Annotated in this window: 16 protein-coding genes and 1 tRNA gene; 10 read left to right on the forward strand and 7 right to left on the reverse strand. The window is 68.7% G+C overall.

The annotated features are described in order from the left end of the window. Positions 1–61 precede the first annotated feature (61 nt). The 3 genes from AC5RUP_RS03065 to AC5RUP_RS03075 all read left to right on the forward strand — a co-directional run bounded on the left by AC5RUP_RS03065 (position 62) and on the right by AC5RUP_RS03075 (position 3,009). On the forward strand, positions 62–2,182 hold the full coding sequence (locus AC5RUP_RS03065) for a S9 family peptidase (protein WP_494158258.1): 2,121 nt from the start codon (positions 62–64) through the stop codon (positions 2,180–2,182). Between the two features lie 9 nt (positions 2,183–2,191). Next, positions 2,192–2,701 (forward strand): amino-acid N-acetyltransferase, encoded by a 510-nt coding sequence (locus AC5RUP_RS03070; RefSeq protein WP_493978321.1) that lies wholly within the window; start codon positions 2,192–2,194, stop codon positions 2,699–2,701. 98 nt (positions 2,702–2,799) lie between these two features. Then, positions 2,800–3,009: a hypothetical protein gene (locus AC5RUP_RS03075; protein WP_494133071.1), complete on the forward strand. Its 210-nt coding sequence runs from the start codon at positions 2,800–2,802 to the stop codon at positions 3,007–3,009. Between the two features lie 62 nt (positions 3,010–3,071). Here the strand turns inward: AC5RUP_RS03075 and AC5RUP_RS03080 are convergent, their stop codons facing one another. Further along, complete coding sequence (locus AC5RUP_RS03080; protein ID WP_494158259.1) at positions 3,072–4,037, reverse strand: HhH-GPD family protein; 966 nt, start codon at positions 4,035–4,037, stop codon at positions 3,072–3,074. Positions 4,038–4,123: 86 nt separating this feature from the next. Between AC5RUP_RS03080 and AC5RUP_RS03085 the strand changes: the two genes are divergently transcribed. Beyond that, the gene (locus AC5RUP_RS03085; protein ID WP_494133069.1) at positions 4,124–4,753 is read left to right on the forward strand and encodes a hypothetical protein; all 630 of its coding nucleotides are present in this window, start codon (positions 4,124–4,126) and stop codon (positions 4,751–4,753) included. 16 nt (positions 4,754–4,769) lie between these two features. On the opposite strand, the gene disA is transcribed toward AC5RUP_RS03085, so the two are convergent. From disA to AC5RUP_RS03100, 3 genes are all read right to left on the reverse strand, one after another. Continuing rightward, a complete protein-coding gene (disA, locus tag AC5RUP_RS03090) occupies positions 4,770–5,843 on the reverse strand; it encodes a DNA integrity scanning diadenylate cyclase DisA (protein ID WP_494001944.1) in 1,074 nt (357 codons plus the stop codon). Between the two features lie 103 nt (positions 5,844–5,946). Next, positions 5,947–7,314, reverse strand: a complete 1,368-nt coding sequence (radA, locus tag AC5RUP_RS03095; RefSeq protein ID WP_493978326.1) for a DNA repair protein RadA — start codon at positions 7,312–7,314, stop codon at positions 5,947–5,949. Between the two features lie 29 nt (positions 7,315–7,343). Next, entirely contained in the window at positions 7,344–8,471 is a 1,128-nt protein-coding gene (locus tag AC5RUP_RS03100) for an FUSC family protein (RefSeq protein ID WP_494133068.1), read from the reverse strand. A gap of 303 nt (positions 8,472–8,774) precedes the next feature. Here AC5RUP_RS03100 and pstS point away from each other — a divergent pair, with 303 nt between their 5' ends. From pstS to pstB, 4 genes are all read left to right on the forward strand, one after another. Continuing rightward, positions 8,775–9,887 (forward strand): phosphate ABC transporter substrate-binding protein PstS, encoded by a 1,113-nt coding sequence (gene pstS / locus AC5RUP_RS03105; protein WP_494133067.1) that lies wholly within the window; start codon positions 8,775–8,777, stop codon positions 9,885–9,887. 149 nt (positions 9,888–10,036) lie between these two features. Further along, complete coding sequence (pstC, locus tag AC5RUP_RS03110; protein WP_493978329.1) at positions 10,037–10,963, forward strand: phosphate ABC transporter permease subunit PstC; 927 nt, start codon at positions 10,037–10,039, stop codon at positions 10,961–10,963. Further along, complete coding sequence (gene pstA, locus AC5RUP_RS03115) at positions 10,963–12,078, forward strand: phosphate ABC transporter permease PstA (RefSeq protein ID WP_494154431.1); 1,116 nt, start codon at positions 10,963–10,965, stop codon at positions 12,076–12,078. Before pstC ends, pstA begins: the two co-directional genes overlap by 1 nt. Before the next feature lie 25 nt (positions 12,079–12,103). Further along, positions 12,104–12,883 (forward strand): phosphate ABC transporter ATP-binding protein PstB, encoded by a 780-nt coding sequence (pstB, locus tag AC5RUP_RS03120; RefSeq protein WP_494001949.1) that lies wholly within the window; start codon positions 12,104–12,106, stop codon positions 12,881–12,883. A gap of 87 nt (positions 12,884–12,970) precedes the next feature. Here pstB and AC5RUP_RS03125 read toward each other — a convergent pair whose 3' ends face one another. From AC5RUP_RS03125 to AC5RUP_RS03135, 3 genes are all read right to left on the reverse strand, one after another. Continuing rightward, a complete protein-coding gene (locus AC5RUP_RS03125; protein WP_494065457.1) occupies positions 12,971–13,981 on the reverse strand; it encodes an inorganic phosphate transporter in 1,011 nt (336 codons plus the stop codon). Further along, complete coding sequence (locus tag AC5RUP_RS03130; protein WP_494154432.1) at positions 13,982–14,599, reverse strand: nuclease PIN; 618 nt, start codon at positions 14,597–14,599, stop codon at positions 13,982–13,984. It abuts the gene before it with no gap. Between the two features lie 518 nt (positions 14,600–15,117). Continuing rightward, positions 15,118–15,765 carry a hypothetical protein gene (locus AC5RUP_RS03135; protein WP_494001952.1) on the reverse strand — a complete coding sequence of 216 codons (648 nt, stop codon included), beginning with the start codon at positions 15,763–15,765 and terminating at the stop codon, positions 15,118–15,120. A 190-nt stretch (positions 15,766–15,955) separates the two neighbouring features. Here AC5RUP_RS03135 and AC5RUP_RS03140 point away from each other — a divergent pair. Together AC5RUP_RS03140 and ectA are read left to right on the forward strand one after the other, a co-directional pair. Then, positions 15,956–16,028: transfer RNA gene (locus tag AC5RUP_RS03140), tRNA-Lys, on the forward strand. A gap of 678 nt (positions 16,029–16,706) precedes the next feature. After that, on the forward strand, positions 16,707–17,216 hold the full coding sequence (ectA, locus tag AC5RUP_RS03145; protein WP_494091147.1) for a diaminobutyrate acetyltransferase: 510 nt from the start codon (positions 16,707–16,709) through the stop codon (positions 17,214–17,216). Positions 17,217–17,250: the final 34 nt, after the last annotated feature.

The raw sequence follows: 17,250 nt of genomic DNA on the forward strand, positions 1-17,250 counted from the left end.
CAAAACCGCGAATTGCCGCCATTTCCTGTGATCCGTCACACAAGTAGTGTTTACTTACTCCATGCGTTCTGAAGCAATCACTTCCGAAATGCGGCCCGAGCTGCCCCTCCAGCAGGGTGCCGCCACCCCGTTCCACGACCTGGACCGCTTCATCGCGTTGCCGCGGCTCGGCTCCCTGGCCCTCAGCCCGGACGGCAGCCGCCTGGTGACCTGCGTCGGCGTGCTGAATCCCGCCTCCACCGACTACGTTTCGGCCCTCTGGGAGGTCGATCCGGCCGGTCAACGCCCGGCACGCCGGATTACGCGCAGCTCCAAGGGCGAGTCCGGCGCGGCTTTTGCCCGCAACGGCGACCTGTACTTCACGTCCGCGCGCCCGGATCCCGAGGACTCGGAGAAGGAACCGGTCCCGGCCCTGTGGCGCCTGCCGGCCGCCGGGGGTGAAGGCCGCGTGGTGCTCTCCCGGCCGGGCGGGGTCGCGGCGGTGCGCTGCGCGCGGGAGGCCGACACCGTGGTGGTCGACGCCCAGGTGTTGGGCGGGGCCGTCGACGAAGAGGACGACGCGGACCGCCGTGCCGCGCGGAAAGACAAGAAGGTCTCGGCGGTCCTGCATTCCGGGTACCCGGTGCGCTTCTGGGACCACGATCTGGGTCCGGGACAGAAGCGGCACTTCGTGCTGGAGGACAATGCGGAGGAGGCTGCCCGAACCATAACAGTGGACGACGAGCCGCAAGCCCGGCTGCGCAACATCACCGGCTGGGCGGGAAACGCCTTGCTGGAAACCGCCGCCGAGCTGAGCCCGGACGGCGCCACCCTGGTGGTCAATGTCCGCCGTGCGCTGGCGCGGGGCGACGCCCGCAGCGTGCTGGCCGCCGTGGACACGGCCACCGGCGGGCAGCGGATCCTGCTGGAGAGCCCGGACACCGATTATGCACCGGGCCCGGTCAGCCCCGACAACCGCACCGTAGTGGTGGTCTGCGAGACCGTCTCGGGGCCGCAGACCATTCCTTCCGTGACCCTGGGCCTGCTCCCGCTGGCCGGCGGCGAGCTGCGGCCGCTGGCTGCCGACTGGGACCGCTGGCCCAGCCCCGCAGCCTGGCTGCCCGACGGTTCGGGCCTGCTGGTCACCGCAGACGACTGCGGCCGCACCCCGGTGTTCTGCATCGACGTCGTCACCGGTACCGTGCGCCGGGTGACGCACGACGATGCGGCCTACACCGACGTCGTGGTCAGCCCGGACGGGCAGTTCGCCTACGCGCTGCGCAGCTCCTACCTGTTTCCGCCCGAGCCGGTGCGCATCGACCTGTCCTCCGGCGAGGCCACGGTCCTGCCCTCGCCCGCGCCCCGCCCGGAGGTGGGCGGGAGGCTGGAAGAGATTACGACGACGGTGACCGCCGGGGGCGCGGACATCCCGGTGCGTGCCTGGCTGGCCCTGCCCGCCGATGCGTCCGCGCAACAGCCGGCGCCGCTGGTGCTGTGGGTGCATGGCGGTCCGCTCGGCTCGTGGAATGCCTGGAGCTGGCGCTGGTGCCCCTGGCTGCTGGTGGCGCAGGGGTACGCGGTCCTGCTGCCGGACCCGGCCCTGTCCACCGGCTACGGCGACGACTTCATCCGCCGGGGCTGGGGGCAGTGGGGGCAGGCGCCCTATGAGGACCTGATGGCGATCACGGACGCCGCCGTGCAGCGCGAGGACATCGACGGGACGCGGACGGCCGCGATGGGCGGTTCCTTCGGCGGTTACATGGCCAACTGGATCGCCGGGCATACCGACAGGTTCCGGGCCATCGTGACCCACGCCAGCCTCTGGGCGCTGGACCAGTTCGGGCCGACGACGGATGTTTCCCCGTACTGGGAGCGGGAGATGACGCCGGAGATGGCGCTGGAGAACTCCCCGCACCTGCACGTGCAGAACATCAACACACCCATGCTGGTGGTGCACGGGGACAAGGACTACCGGGTGCCGATCGGGGAGGGGCTGCGGCTCTGGTACGAACTGTTGTCCCGCTCGCAGCTGGCCGCCGGAGCGGACGGGAAGACCCCGCACCGGTTCCTGTACTTCCCGGACGAGAACCACTGGGTGCTCTCACCGCAGCATGCCCGGATCTGGTATTCGGTGGTGTGCAACTTCCTCGCCCGCCACGTGCTGGACCAGGAGACGGAGTTGCCGGCCGAACTGGGGCTTTAGACTGACTGGGTGACCGACGCCTTCAGTATCCGCCCCGCCCGCACCTCCGACGTCGTCCAGATCCGCCGGCTGGTCAAGCCGCTGGCCGACAAGCGGGTGCTGCTGGAAAAGGAGGCGGTGGCGTACTTCGAAGGCATCCAGGAGTTCCGGGTCGCGGAGACCCCGGCGGGTGAAATCGTGGGCTGCGGGGCGGTGCACGTCATGTGGGAGGACATCGCCGAGGTGCGCACGCTGGCCACCGCCGCACACTGGCGCGGCAAGGGAGTGGGCCGGGCCCTGCTCGACGAGCTGATCGCCGCCGCGAAGGACCTGGGCGTCAGCCGCGTGTTCTGCCTGACCTTCGAGGTGGACTTTTTCACCCGGCACGGGTTCGAGGTGATGGCCGACCAGTCGGTGGTGGACCCCGAGGTGTATTCCGAGCTGCTGCGTTCCACGGACGAAGGCGTGGCGGAGTTCCTCGACCTGGCCCGGGTCAAGCCCAATACCTTGGGCAACACGCGGATGATCCGCAGGCTCTGATCGGCCGCCCGTCGACACGTTCCGCCCGGGCCCCTAGGGTGGAGGCGGTGGGGAGGGAACAGCCGGCCCCTCGCGCCGGCGCGACGGTAAGGATGACCATGGGTGTGGAAGATGTCCCCGGCGGCGGCAAGGCAGAGCAGCAGGACGGCGCCGCCAAACTGCAGGGAGACAAGCTGGACGGCCTCAAGGACAAGGCCGGTGACGCCGAAGACGACCAGCAGGAGCAGAGCGGCGCAGCCGGACCGGGCGGCGAGGACGACGAGGTTGTCGGGGGTCGGCAGGAGCCTTCCGGCGGCGGGGACAACTAGCGGACCCGCCGGGCCGCCGCGCAGGCTGCACTCCGAGCCGCTGGCCGGCAGGAACCGGTTTCCTACCCGGGCAGGCCGATGCCCCCGCCCGACGCGACGGCCAAACCGTCCGCGATCAGCCCGTCCAGGGCCCGGCCCAGTTGTTCGTCCCCGGCAGGCAGCGCGCGCAGGGCCGCGAGCGGCGTCCGGTAGGCCGCGGGCAGATCGGCCGGTTCAACGCTGCCGAGCAGGACCTCGCGCGGAACCGATGACTCGGCCTCGCGCAACACGGCCATCATGGCCCCGCGCACCTGCCGGTCGGTGCCCGCCCAGGCCTGGCCTCTGGGCACGTAGTGGGCTTCGGGCCGGCCGGCCCTGACCCAGGCGCAGCGGTCCAGCACCGGGCAGGCATCGCACTGCGGCGACCTCGCCGTGCAGATCAGCGCGCCGAGTTCCATGACGCCGGCATTCCACTCCTTGGTGCCGTGGACCGGCATCAGCTGGTGCGCCGTGCGCATTTCGGCCGCATTCAGCGATGGCGCGGGCAGCGCGGCTCCGGTGGCCAGCCGGGCGTGCACGCGACGGATGTTCGTGTCCACCACGGTTTCCGGCAGCCCGAACGCGAAGGAAGCGACGGCGGCCGCGGTGTAGGTTCCGACGCCGGGGAGCTGCAGCAGGCTGGCATGGTCATCCGGCACGCGGCCGCCGTGCCGGTCCACGATGGCGGCGGCTGCGGCATGCAGGCGCAGCGCGCGGCGCGGATACCCCAGCCTGCCCCAGGCCCGGACCGCTTCCCCGGCCGGATCGGCGGCGAGGTCGGCCGGGCGCGGCCAGCGCCGCATCCACTGCTCCCAGACAGGCAGCACCCGGACCACCGGGGTCTGCTGCAGCATGAATTCGCTGACGAGGATGCCCCAGGGGGTGCAGTCCGGGCGCCGCCAGGGCAGGTCCCGCGCATGGGCAGAGAACCAGGTCCGGATACGCGAATGCAGCAGTTCGGCTTCAGCCGGTTCGGTGGAAGGCGCCGGTGCGGCGGCGGGGCGGGGCATGGAACTCCTACGATGTGACCAACCAATACTGTACTGCCCGGCGTGGTGGTAACGGCACGGGCCGCCCCTGTCCTTAGCCTTAAGGCATGGCAGGCAACGGCACATCCGGCACCCGCGGGCAGGTTCCCGTCCGGCGGCCCAGCCCTGCCGTCTACCGCCGCCGTCGTTTGGTGGTGCTGGCCCTGGCCGTGCTGCTGCTGGCCGCCCTGGTGGCCGCGGGATGGTGGGTCGCCGGCCTGTTGGGCCGGGGAGAGCCCGAAGCAGCGGCGGAGGCGCCGGAACCGGCGGCCTCCAGCCCCGCGTCCGCCGGCCCGGCATCCCCGGGGCCGGCAGGCTGTGAGGACCGGGACGTCGTCGTCCGGGCGGAAACGGACGCCCCGGCGTACGGGAGCGGAGAGAACCCCACCCTGATCCTGGAGGTGGCCAACGAGGGCAAGGGGCCGTGCGAAGTCAACGTCGGCACGGACGCCATGGAATTCCTGGTCACCAGCGGAGAAGACCGGATCTTTTCCTCCAAGGACTGCCAGGTGGACCCCGAGCCGTTGATGATGACCCTTGAGCCGGGCAAGGCCGAGCAGGCCCGTTTCGTCTGGGAACGGAACCGCACCGCACCGGGCTGCACCCCGGTGGAAGCCAACCCGCAGCCGGGCACCTACGTCCTGGTCACCAAGCTGGACAAGAAAAGCAGCGACAAGACCGTGTTCGAACTGCGCTAGCGCACGCCCGAAGGGATCAGAGGAACCGGTCCAGCAGGCTGGTTTCGGCGATGCGCGACAGGCCCTCGCGGATCACGCGGGCCCGCTGTTCGCCGATGCCGTCCACCGCCATCAGGTCGTCGATATTGGCCGCCATCAGCGACTGCAGTCCGCCGAAGTGGTCGACCAGCCGGTCCGCCACCGCCCGCGGCACCGACTTGACTGCGGCCAGCAGCCGGTAGCCGCGCGGCTGGACCACGGCGTCGAGGGAGTCCTGCCCCACCTGGATACCGATCACGCTGGCGACGCGGCCCAGGTCGATCAGGTCGTTCGAGGTGAAACCGCGCAGCGTGTGCAGGGCGGCGTCGACGTCGATGCCGCCCTTGATGTCCGCGTAGTCGCGCAGGATCATCTCGCTGTCCGGGCCCAAGCCTGAGGTCAGTTCATCCAGCTGCAGGGAGAGCAGGCGCCCGTCCACGCCGAGCTCCAGCACGTACTGGGAGATCTCGTCGGAGATGCGGCGGACCATTTCCTGCCGCTGTAGGGTGACCGCCACGTCCCGCACGGTGACCATGGCCTCGATCTCCAGCGCGGACAAGGAGCTCGTGACCTGGTCCAACCGGGCGCGGTACCGCTCCAACGTGGCCAGCGCCTGGTTGGCGCGGGCGAGCACCGGCTCCGAGCCCTCCAGCACATGGCGGATGCCTTCCACATACAAGGCGATGATCTGCATGGACTGGCTGACCGAGATGACCGGCAGTCCGGTCTGGATGGCGACCCGTTCGGCGGTGCGGTGGCGGGTGCCCGACTCCTGCGTGGGAATCGACGGGTCGGGGACCAGCTGCACGGCGGCCTTGAGGATGTTCGCCGCGTCCTTGTCGCAGACGATCGCCCCGTCCATCTTCGCCAGTTCGCGCAGCCGGGTGGGGGAGAAGTCGATCCCGATGTCGAAGCCGCCGCTGCTGATCTTTTCCACCTGCTGGTCGTAGCCGAGCACGATGAGCGCGCCGGTGCGCCCGCGGAGAATCCGTTCCAACCCGTCGCGCAGCTGGGTTCCCGGAGCTACACGGGCCAGAGTCGCCTTGAGGGCGTCCTCGGGGCTCTTGACCATGGGGGAGTTTCCTTAGGGCCGGCGGGCATGGGGACGAGGCCGCCGTCCTGACAGCCCCAGGGTCCATAATAAGGCCGGACCTCGGCTAATCCGCTCCCGGCGCTCAGCGGAACAGCGTGGACAGCGCTTCGGAGACGGTATGAACTTCCTTGACGGTGAAGCCGGCCGGCACCTGGCCTGCCCCGTCGGGGGAGGCCGGCACGATCGCGTGCGTGAACCCGAGCCGTTCGGCCTCCTGGATCCGCCGCAATATTCCCGGGACCGGCCGCACTTCGCCGGCCAGGCCGACCTCGCCGAAGGCGATCAGCTGGGCCGGGAGCGGCTGGTTGGTCTTGGCCGAGGCGATGGCCAGCACGGTGGCCAGGTCGGTAGCGGGTTCGCTGAGCCGGACCCCGCCCACCGTCGCCACGTAGCTGTCGTCCTTGTGCAGCGACATGGAGGCGCGGCGCTGCAGCACGGCCATCATCATGGCCACCCGGGAGGAATCCAGCCCGCTGGTGGCGCGCCGCGGCTGGGCGTTGGAGGTCTCGGCCAGCAACGCCTGCACCTCGGCCACCAGTGGCCGCCGGCCCTCCAGCGTCACGGTGATGCAGGTGCCGGAGACCGGGTCCTTGGTCCGGGACACGAACAGACCGCTCGGGTCCGTCAGCCCTTCGATGCCGGCCTCGGTCAGGTCGAAGCAACCCACCTCGTCGGTCGGGCCGTAGCGGTTTTTGACCGCACGGACCAGCCGCAGGCGGGAGTGCCGGTCGCCGTCGAACTGGCAGACCACGTCCACGAGATGCTCCAGCAGCCGCGGCCCGGCGATCGAGCCGTCCTTGGTCACGTGCCCCACCAGGATGGTGGTCATGCCCTTGCGCTTGGCGGCGTTGATCAGCGAGGCCGCGACCTCGCGCACCTGCGTTACGCCGCCGGCGGCGCCCTCCACCGCGCTGCTGCTGAGCGTCTGGACCGAGTCCACGATCAGCAGCGCCGGCTCCAGTTGCTCCACGTGCCCCAGCGCTATGCCGAGGTCTGTCTCGGCGGTCAGGTACAGGTTGTCCGCCACCGCGGAAATCCGTTCGGCCCGCAACTTCACCTGGGCCGCCGACTCCTCGCCGGTGACGTAGAGCACGTCGCGGTCCAGCCGGGCCACCCGCGCGGCAACATCCAGCAGCAAGGTGGACTTTCCGATGCCCGGCTCGCCGGCCAGCAGGATGACCGCACCGGGGACCAGGCCGCCGCCGAGCACACGGTCGAGTTCGCCCACGCCGGTGGCCCGGAAGGCCGCGGTGGTGGCATCAACGTCGGCGATTCGTTCCGCGGGCCGCGAGACGGCGGCCGCGGCCGTGGTGCGCGCCACCACCTGGGTGGCCTCTTCAACCGTTCCCCAGGCCTGGCACTCGCCGCACCGGCCCACCCATTTAGCCGTGCTCCAGCCGCACTCGGCGCAGCGGTAGGCGGGGGCCTTGGAACGGGTCTTGGTGCTCATGGACCCACAGTAACCGGGGCACCGGACAATCAGAGCCTGGGCAGGTAGGACGTGGCGTCGTCCTGGCTGAGCCCGGCGGCCTTGAGCAGGTCCACCATGAGCGGGCGGAAGACCAGGATCAGGCCCTCGCCCTCCAGCGTGACGACGCCGAGGGTCTTGGGGTGCAGGCGCGTGGCAATCTCCGCCAAATCGTTGCGCGCGCCGGAAAGCCGGCGTTCGCGGGCGCCCGGGTCGCGGTCGGAGAGCCCGGCAGCGAGGATCTCGACGGCGTCGGCGGTCTCCTGGAGCACCTCGGAGAAGCCGGCGATCGCCTCGTCGGACATGGCCGCGTGGTTGATCACGGAGGTGAGGCGCCGGGAGAAGACCCGGCTGTTGCGCATGGCCAAATCCGCCATCTCCGCAGCATCCTGCAGGTCCCCCACTTCGTCCCGGTGGCGCCGGTGCACCGGCGAAATCCGGGCCACTTCCCGGGCCGAGCTGAAGCTGCCGCGGACGTCGTCGATCAGCTTTTGGCTGCCCCGAGCCCGGACCAGGGCGTGCCAGGCCTTGGTGGAGTCGCTGTGGGCGAGGGCGACGGAACACTCGCGCAGCACGGAGGCGAGTTCGTCCAGGAGCTTCTGCAGCTTGGAACGCGGTTCGGAGCGCGGGTCCCCGGGGATCAACATGGTCACGAGCATCGCGAAGGACCCGCCGATGACGGCATCGAGGCTACGGGTGAACGGCCCCCCGTCCGGGGCGGGCAGCAGCACCACCAGCACCGACTGCAGCGCCATCTGCGTGGTGAAGATGGTGCCGCTGTCCAGGAACCGGGCCAGAAGGATGGAAACCAGCAGCACGAGGGCCGCCTGCCAGATGCCCGGCCCGAGGAAGTGCAGCAGCAGATCGCCCACCGCGATGCCCAGGGTGCAGCCGATGGCGACTTCGAGCACTTTGCGCGCCCGGGGTCCGGTGGAGAAACCGAGCGCAATGATGGACGAGGTGGCGGCGAACAGCGGGCCTTCGTGGCCCAGAACCTGCTCGGCCACTACGTAAGCGGCTACGGCGCAGAAGGTGATCCGAACCGCCGGCATGACCGAGGACTTGCTGCGGCTGAAGCCGGCGCGCCCGCGTTTGCGCAGGAACGACCGGGCCTGTGCCAACCGGGTGCCTGCGCTCATGCCCCCAGTCTAGGCGGGGCTTGCGCGGCCCCCGGACGGCCTGCAAGACCCCCGCACGGCCCGGCCCGCGGCCCCCTCGCGGGCGCCCCGCCCGCCTCGGCCCCCGCCATTAGTATGAGTGCGCTCACAAAGGCAAGGCCCGCACGCCGTCTGTTAGCGAACCGTCCGGTGTTGTTCACCTTGCGTTCACTTTGGCCGTGCACATTCTTTACGTGGCGCCCATAGCCTCGAGGGAGCACGACGCCAGGGCGGAAACACGTCCGGTCGTCCTGATCCGTTCTCACCCTGAAAGGGACCATACACGTGAAGGCATTTCGCATCGGCCGCGCGGCCGCCGTCCTCTCCGTTGCAGCACTGGCGCTGACGGCCTGTGGCTCCGACAACGCCACCGGCAGCCAGGCCGCCGCCGGCAGCACCGAGGCGGCAGCAACCGTTTCGGGCACGCTCTCCGGCGCTGGCGCTTCCTCGCAGGATTCCGCCATGCAGGCCTGGATTGCTGGCTTTGGCGCCCAGAACCCCGAGGCCAGCGTGCAGTATTCGCCGGACGGCTCCGGCGCCGGCCGCGACGCCTTCCTGGCCGGCGGCGTGCAGTTCGCCGGCTCGGACGCCTACATGGACGAGGAAGAATGGGAGCAGGCCAAGGAGGTCTGCGGCCCCGACGGTGCCATGCACATCCCCGGCTACGTCTCTCCGATCGCCGTGGCCTTCAACCTCGAAGGCGTGGACTCCATCAACATGGACGCCGAGACCATCGCCAAGGTCTTCCGCGGCGAAATCGCCAAGTGGAACGACGAAGCCATCGCTTCGCAGAACGAGGGCGTGGAACTGCCCGACACCCCCATCACCGTGGTCCACCGCTCCGACGAGTCCGGCACCACCGAGAACTTCGTGGAGTACCTGGCTGCCGCCGCCGGCGACGTCTGGACCGACGAAGTGTCCGGCGAATGGCCCGCCAAGCTCCAGGCAGAGAACGCCCAGGGCACCTCCGGTGTGGTTTCCGCCACCACCGCGACCAACGGAGCCATCACCTACGCCGACGCTTCGGCCGTCGGCGACCTGGGCACCGTGGAGGTCAAGGTCGGCGAGGAATACGTCGAACTGAGCCCCGAGGCCGCGTCCAAGGCCGTTGAGGCTGCCACCCCGGTGGAGGGCCGCGGCGACGTTGATATGTCCCTGGACCTCGACCGCGACACTACCGAATCCGGCGCTTACCCGATCGTGCTGGTTTCCTACCACATCTACTGCTCGACATATGCTGATCAGAACACCGTTGACCTGGTGAAGGCCTTCGGCAACTACGTGATCAGCGAAGAAGGACAGCAGGCCGCGCAGGACTCGGCCGGCAACGCGCCGATCTCCGAGACCCTGCGCGAGCAGGCCAAGGCGGCTATCGACTCCATTTCGGTGAAGTCGTAGCCCTCACGAAGTCCGGTTGGCCCCGCGCTGTCGCAGTTTGACGCGCGGGGCGCAGCCGTGTTCCGGCCGGGGCGAAATTGCCCGGACGGAACGAAGCCGCAAGACTGGCAGAACAGCTAGACGAAGTACAGAACCCGAAGGGTTATGAAGTGTCCCAAACATTGACCGAGACCGGCCAGGGCCGCGCCGGCGACAAGGTCTTTTCCGGCCTTGCGCTTGCCGCGGGGTGCCTGATCCTCTTCGTGCTGTTCTGCGTGGCGGCGTTCCTGCTGTGGCAGGCCCTGCCGACGTTCGGGGCAGACCCGGCCGCCATTTCCGGCGGTAACGGCTTCTGGGGCTACATCTGGCCCATCGTCATCGGCACGCTGATCGCCGCGGCGATCGCCCTGCTGCTGGCGACCCCGGTCGGGGTGGGAGTCGCACTCTTCATCTCCCACTACGCACCGCGGCGGCTCTCTCAGGGCCTCGGCTACGTGGTGGACCTGCTGGCCGCCATCCCCTCGGTGGTCTACGGAGCCTGGGGCATGACCGTGCTGGCCCCCGCGCTCGTCGGTCCCTACACCTGGCTGGCGGAGAACGCCGGCTGGATCCCGATCTTCGAAGGCCCCGCTAGCCAGACCGGCAAGACCATGCTGACGGCCGGAATCGTGCTGTCCGTGATGATCCTGCCGATCATCACCTCGCTCAGCCGCGAAATCTTCCTGCAGGCGCCCAAGCTCCACGAGGAAGCGGCCCTGGCCATGGGTGCCACCCGGTGGGAAATGATCAAGATGGCCGTCTTCCCCTTCGCCCGGCCGGGCATCGTCAGCGCGGTGATGCTGGGCCTGGGACGTGCGCTCGGCGAGACGATGGCCGTGGCCATGGTGCTCTCCGGCGGCGGGCTCATCGCCAGCCTGATCAAGTCGGGCAACCAGACGATTGCCGCAGAGATCGCCCTGAACTTCCCTGAAGCATACGGGCTGCGCTTGTCCGAACTGATCGCCGCCGGCCTGGTCCTGTTCGTCATTACCCTGGCCGTGAACATGGTCGCCCGCTGGATCATCAGCCGGCACAAGGAATTCTCGGGAGCCAACTGATGTCCAAACTGCTGTATGAAACCCCCGCCCCGACCAAGCGCAACACGCTCACCAAGAACCAGCTGCCCGGCTGGGCCATCTGGGCCGTCGCCGCCGGCTCGCTCATCCTCGGCGCCGCGGCCTCGTCGCTGATCGGTTTCGGGCTCGTCTCCTGGGCCTTGTTCTCGGCCGTGATCTTCGTGGTCGCCGGCTACGTGGTGACGCTCTCGGTGGAGGGGGCGCGCAAGGCCAAGGACCGCTTCGCCACCAACCTGGTCTTCGCGGCGTTCATCATCGCCGTCGTGCCGCTGATCTCCGTGATCTGGACCGTGCTGCAGAACGGCGTCGCCGGACTCAGCTACAACCTGGTCTTCACGTCGATGAACGGCATGACCGGCATGATCGACAACGAAACGACCGCCAACGGAGGTGACGTGCTCGGCGGCGCCTACCACGGCATCGTCGGCACCCTGCTGATCACCCTCTGGGCCACCATCATTTCGGTGCCGATCGGGCTGCTCACCGCGGTCTACCTGGTCGAATACAGCAAGGGCGGAGCGCTCTCGCGCGGCATCACCTTCTTCGTGGACGTCATGACGGGCATCCCGTCCATCGTGGCGGGCCTGTTCGCTGCCGCGCTGTTCGGGCTGATTTTCGGGCCGAGCACCCGCACCGGTTTCGTCGCCGCCGTCGCCCTCTCGGTGCTGATGATCCCGGTGGTGGTCCGCTCGACCGAGGAAATGCTCAAGATCGTCCCGAACGAGCTCCGCGAAGCGTCCTACGCGCTGGGCGTGCGCAAGTGGCGCACCATCCTGAAGGTGGTGGTGCCGACGGCGATCTCCGGCATCGCCTCCGGCGTCACCCTGGCCATCGCCCGCATCATCGGCGAGACGGCCCCGCTGCTGGTCACCGCGGGCTTCGTGAACAGCATCAACTGGAACGTGTTCGGCGGCTGGATGACCACCCTGCCCACGTTCATCTACCGGCAGCTGATGAACCCGACCTCGCCCACCAACGTGGACCCCAGCATGCAGCGCGCCTGGGCCGCTGCGCTGATCCTGATCATCTTCGTCATGCTGCTGAACCTGATTGCCCGGCTGATCGCCCGCATCTTCGCCCCCAAGACCGGCCGCTGAGCCAGAACCAAAGAGAAGGAACCCCATGTCCAAACGCATCGACGTCAAGGACCTGAACGTCTACTACGGCAACTTCCGGGCGGTGGAAGACGTCAACATCAACATCGACGCCCGGTCCGTCACGGCTTTCATCGGCCCCTCCGGCTGCGGCAAGTCCACCTTCCTGCGCACGCTCAACCGGATGCACGAAGTGCTGCCCGGCGCCCGGGTGGAGGGCGAAGTCCTGCTCGACGGGGACAACCTCTACGGCCAGGGCGTGGACCCGGTGACAGTGCGCAGCCAGATCGGCATGGTCTTCCAGCGCCCCAACCCGTTCCCCACCATGTCCATCCGCGACAACGTGCTGGCCGGGGTCAAGCTGAACGACAAGCGCATTTCCAAGTCGGACGCGGACGCGCTGGTGGAGAAGTCGCTGACCGGCGCCAACCTGTGGAACGAGGTCAAGGACCGGCTGAACAAGCCCGGCTCGGGCCTTTCCGGCGGCCAGCAGCAGCGCCTGTGCATCGCCCGCGCCATCGCGGTGTCCCCGCAGGTGATCCTGATGGACGAGCCCTGCTCGGCGCTGGACCCCATTTCCACGCTGGCCATCGAGGACCTGATCGAGGAACTCAAGACGGAATACACCGTGGTGATCGTGACCCACAACATGCAGCAGGCGGCGCGCGTGTCGGACAAGACGGCGTTCTTCAATATCGCCGGCACCGGCAAGCCGGGCAAGCTGATCGAATACGGCGATACCCCGTCGATCTTCAGCAACCCCACCCAGAAGGCCACGGAAGACTACGTCTCCGGCCGCTTCGGCTAAGAAGGCGGCAGTACGACGGCGGTGCCTCCCCGCGGCGGGAGGCACCGCCGTCGCTGTTAACAGGCGCCAGGGAAGGCCGGGGCCCGGCTAGAGCATCGGATCCAGGGCCAGCAGCAGGATGGCCCCGACGAGCGAGGTTGCCAGCAGGGTCAGCACCCAGGTGGCCAGCACGCGGATGGCCACCCGCCAGCGCACCGCATGCATCCGCTGGGTGGACCCGGCGCCCAGGATGGCCGCAGTCATGGTGTGCGTGCTGGAGAGCGGCATGTGCAGCCCGATGGCCCCGACGAACAGCATGGCGGAGCTGACGCCCTGTGCGGTGGCGCCGTGCAGGGGATCGATCCGCACCAGCCGCGACCCGAGCGTGTGCGAGATCCGCCAGCCGCCGAAGAGCGCCCCCACAGCCAGCAGCACTGCCGCGAACAGCTGCACCCATAGCGGCATCCGGTCGCCGGAGGCATAGCCGGCCGCGGCCAGTCCCAACAGCACCACGGCCATGGTGCGCTGCCCGTCCTGCAGGCCGTGGCCCAGCGAAAAGGTACCGGCAAAGACCGCCTGCGCCAGCCTGGTGGTCCGGCCGACCTCGCGCGGCGTCCGGTAGCGGGCCAGCCACGTCAGCGGGACGATCGCCAGGTAGGAGAGCACGAACGCCACCAACGGCGACAAGAGCAGCGGCAGGATCAGCTGGCCCCAGATCGGGTTCTCCGTGGCACTGATGTTCTCGCCGCCCAGCAGGGTGGACGCCGCCCCCGCCCCGATCAGGCCGCCCAGCAGCGCGTGCGTGGACGACGACGGCATCCGCTGCCACCACGTGAAAACTCCCCACGCGCAGGCGCTCAGCAGCCCGGCCAACAGGATGCCCAGCCCCGACCGGCCTTCGGGCAGGCCGATCCAACCGGTACTGATCACCAGGGCCAGGGTGCTGGAGATCAGCGCACCGGCCAGGTTGCAGACGGACGCGAGCACGACGGCGACACCCGGGGTGAGCGCGCGCGTGCGGACCGAGGTGGCGACGGCGTTGGAGACATCATGGAAGCCGTTGATGAAGGCGAAGCAGCCGGCGAAAGCGACCACCAGCACCAGGAGGAACAGCTCCACCTACGATTCCTTGACCAGGATCTGGCCTACGTGGTGGGAAGCCTGGCGCAGTGTCTTGGTGGCGGCGATCAGCTGGTCGGCCACGTCGCGGTGCCGGGCCAACGTGGCGCCCTTGTGCTCCGACAAAAGCTCCGAGACCCACACCCGGTGGGTGCGTTCGGCCCGTTTGGCCAGCCGGACCATCTCGATGCAGTACTCCTCAAGGTCCTCAAGGGAGTTCAGCCGCGGCATGGCGTCCCGGGTCATTTCCGACATCCGCCCGATGACCTCAAGCTGCTCCGAGGCCCGGGTCGACAGGCGCTTCACGCGGTTGAGGGCGATCAGTTCCGCGGCGCCGTCGAGGTGTTCGAAGGTCTGCACCAGATGCAGCGAGAGCTGGAACATGTCCTCGCGGGGGAGCGGATTGACGAAGCTGGTCCGCAGCGTGGTCAGCAGGGCGTTGCGCAGCCGCGAGACGTTCGCGTCGCGGTCGTGCAGTTCTTCGGAGAGCTTGTCGTAGTCGTCCGCAGGCGCCCCGAGGATCTCCGAGAGGGTCTTGACTCCCGCCATCAGCTCGGCTGCTGTGAGGGCGAGCAATTCGAGGCTCTTGGTGTCCTGGGGGAAGAGGCTTAGCTTCATGTCACCGGCGGTTTCTCACTGGTCCGTACGGCGGAAGGGAAGCATCCGCCGTGCCTAGATTAGCGCCTCTTCGCGAACAAAAATTAATGGTGCCGAACTGGGAGCGCCTCTCGGCGGAAGGCCGCTCGAGGCGGCTAAGAGTTGGAGCCCGGGGCTGCCACAGTTCGACACCACCTTCAGTTTTCTACGCCTCACTGCGGATGTCAACAGCCCCGCAAATACGGGGAAAAACGTGTCAGCAGAAGCTAATTGTGGTACACGCGCGCGTCTTACGGGAGCGCCTTCTCCGGACGGTCCTGCCGTTCAGGGCACCACTGCGGGGCCGACGGCCGCTGGCGGTCATGGCGCCACCGCGGAGCCGCCGGCCGCTGGCGGTCGGGGCGGGTGCCGGCGGGCGGCTGGTCGGTGCGTGGGGTGCCGGCGGGGCGGCTGGTCGAGTTCGCCGCGCCGCCAGGTGGTCAGTCAGGTTCGCCGCGCCGCCAGGCGACGCAGTTTCGGGCCGTTGGCCCGTCCGGCCGCTAGTCGAGTTCGCCGCGCCGCCAGGCGACGGCGGCCGCTTCCAGATCCTCGGCGGTCTTCACGAGCCGGTGCGAGTTGAGCGTCAGCTTGGTGGCATGGTTCTCGTTGGCGGACTCGGCAGAGTCGGCGTGGTGGGTCTGGCCGAGCGCGACGATCCGGCAAAAGGCCGCCGACCGGTCAAGGGCCACATCGAAATCACCGTCGAAGGCGCCGGAGAGAATCGTGTCGGCCATGGCCCGGACTTCGTCGGCGCCGGGCGGTTCAGCTACTCCGGCGATGACTTTGGACACTTCTGCCGATGCCGTCCCGGCCTTGAAATAGGCTGCCAGCTTGTCCGGATGGGACTGGGCCGCGGCGCGGAGGGCGTAAAGGCGCCAGAGCGCGCCCGGCAGGGAACGGGCAGGGCTTTCAGCCCACATTTCAGCAATGGCCTCGAGCCCCTGTTGGTCTGCCAGCTTGACCAGCCTCGCGGTCACCTCGGGATCGTCCGATCCGCGCCCGCGGTGCACCAGGGCCTGAGCCGCGAGGTGGGCGGCCTCGGAGACACGCGCCGGGTCGGCACCCCCGGCGAAGTCCTCAAAATCCACCGGGGCGAAAGGCTTCGGCTTATGCGGCCGGGGGACATCGTTTCCGTTGTTCGGGCTCATGCCTCGACCTTACTCCCGCCTCTGACGCCGGTACAGAGAGGGGATGCCTCCCGGCGACGGGACGTTTTGGGCCGGCCGGCAAGGCGCAGGCAGGAGCAGATTCGGGTGGGCGGTGTGGGTGCGATAAACTGGGAACCGGCCAAATCCGGCCCCGCCTGGGTTTCAACCCGGGCAGGGTGGAGCGGCTGGCGGGCCTTTAGCTCAGTTGGTAGAGCATCGGACTTTTAATCCGCGGGTCGCGGGTTCGATCCCCGCAGGGCCCACCGCGAAGGCGGCTCCGACCGGTTTGCCGGTCGGAGCCGCCTTTTTCATGAGCCGCCCCGCCTTACAGGCCGGGTCAGCCGCCCACGTCACGCAAACTTGTCCACGTTCAGGCCAAACTGTCCACGTCTTGGCTATCCACAGGCGCGTGACCTGCGCTTATGTCCACAGGCGCTCCAAAAGATGGACAACGGCACGATGGCGCTTCCCCCGGCGCCCTCAATGGCTGCAGCCTGCTCGACTGGCCGGATCGGAAGGGCCTCCAGTCGGTGCGTCGGGCCCGGCCCACCCTGAAGGCCAGGAGCGCCGTGAGTATCCACTGCCACCGGGTTTCCAGTAGCCGGATTCCAGCAGCGTCGCCGTAACGGCCTCCAAGGCTTCCCGTGCGGCGTGGAGAAGCCCGGCAGCGGGCTCCTGTCGAGGCGCGGGTAACGGCCTGCCGGGCGCTCCTGGCACGGCCGGGGCCGCATTTTTGGCCGGCCGTCACACAGTCAATGTCACGAAATGGTAACGATAAAAACGCGCCCGGGTACCGCCGTCGTCATTCCGCCGGAGGGCAACTGGCACAAGGGATCCGGCGGAATCGGGCCGGGGCGGCAGGGCGTCGGAAGCGTCCGAACGGTTGTCAAGTCGGCAGAATTCGGGTTGATAACGGCTCTGATCTCGTTACGTTTGAAGGGATGGTTGAAGAACTAGCAGAAACCCAGACCAGACCGAGGATCGAAGCAAACTTCCGTAAACCAACCCTGAACGACGGGCAGTCCCTGTGGCGCATGGCCAGGGATTCCCAGGTCCTGGACCTGAACTCGTCCTACTCCTACCTGCTGTGGACCCGCGACTTCGCCGAGACGTCGATCATCGCCACGGTGGACGGCGAGCCGGCCGGTTTCATCACCGGCTACATGCGCCCCGACGAACCGGGCACCTTGATGGTGTGGCAGGTGGCCGTGGACCGGCGGTTCCGCGGCCGCAGGCTGGCGGCGGACATGCTGGACCGCTTGGCCTGGCAGGTCCTCGCCGAGCGGGTGGAAACCACCATCACGGCGGACAATGAGGCATCCGTCCGGCTGTTTGCCGGCTTTGCGTCGCGCCGCGAGGCGCCAATGGAACGCGAGCCGCTCTTCACCGAAGAGCTCTACCCGGACGGGCACGACACCGAGTACCTGTTCCGGATCGGGCCGCTCAATTAATCCCGCCGACCCCCGCGGCCGGCCAAGCACAACC

This window comes from Arthrobacter sp. Y3223151, from assembly GCF_059091125.1.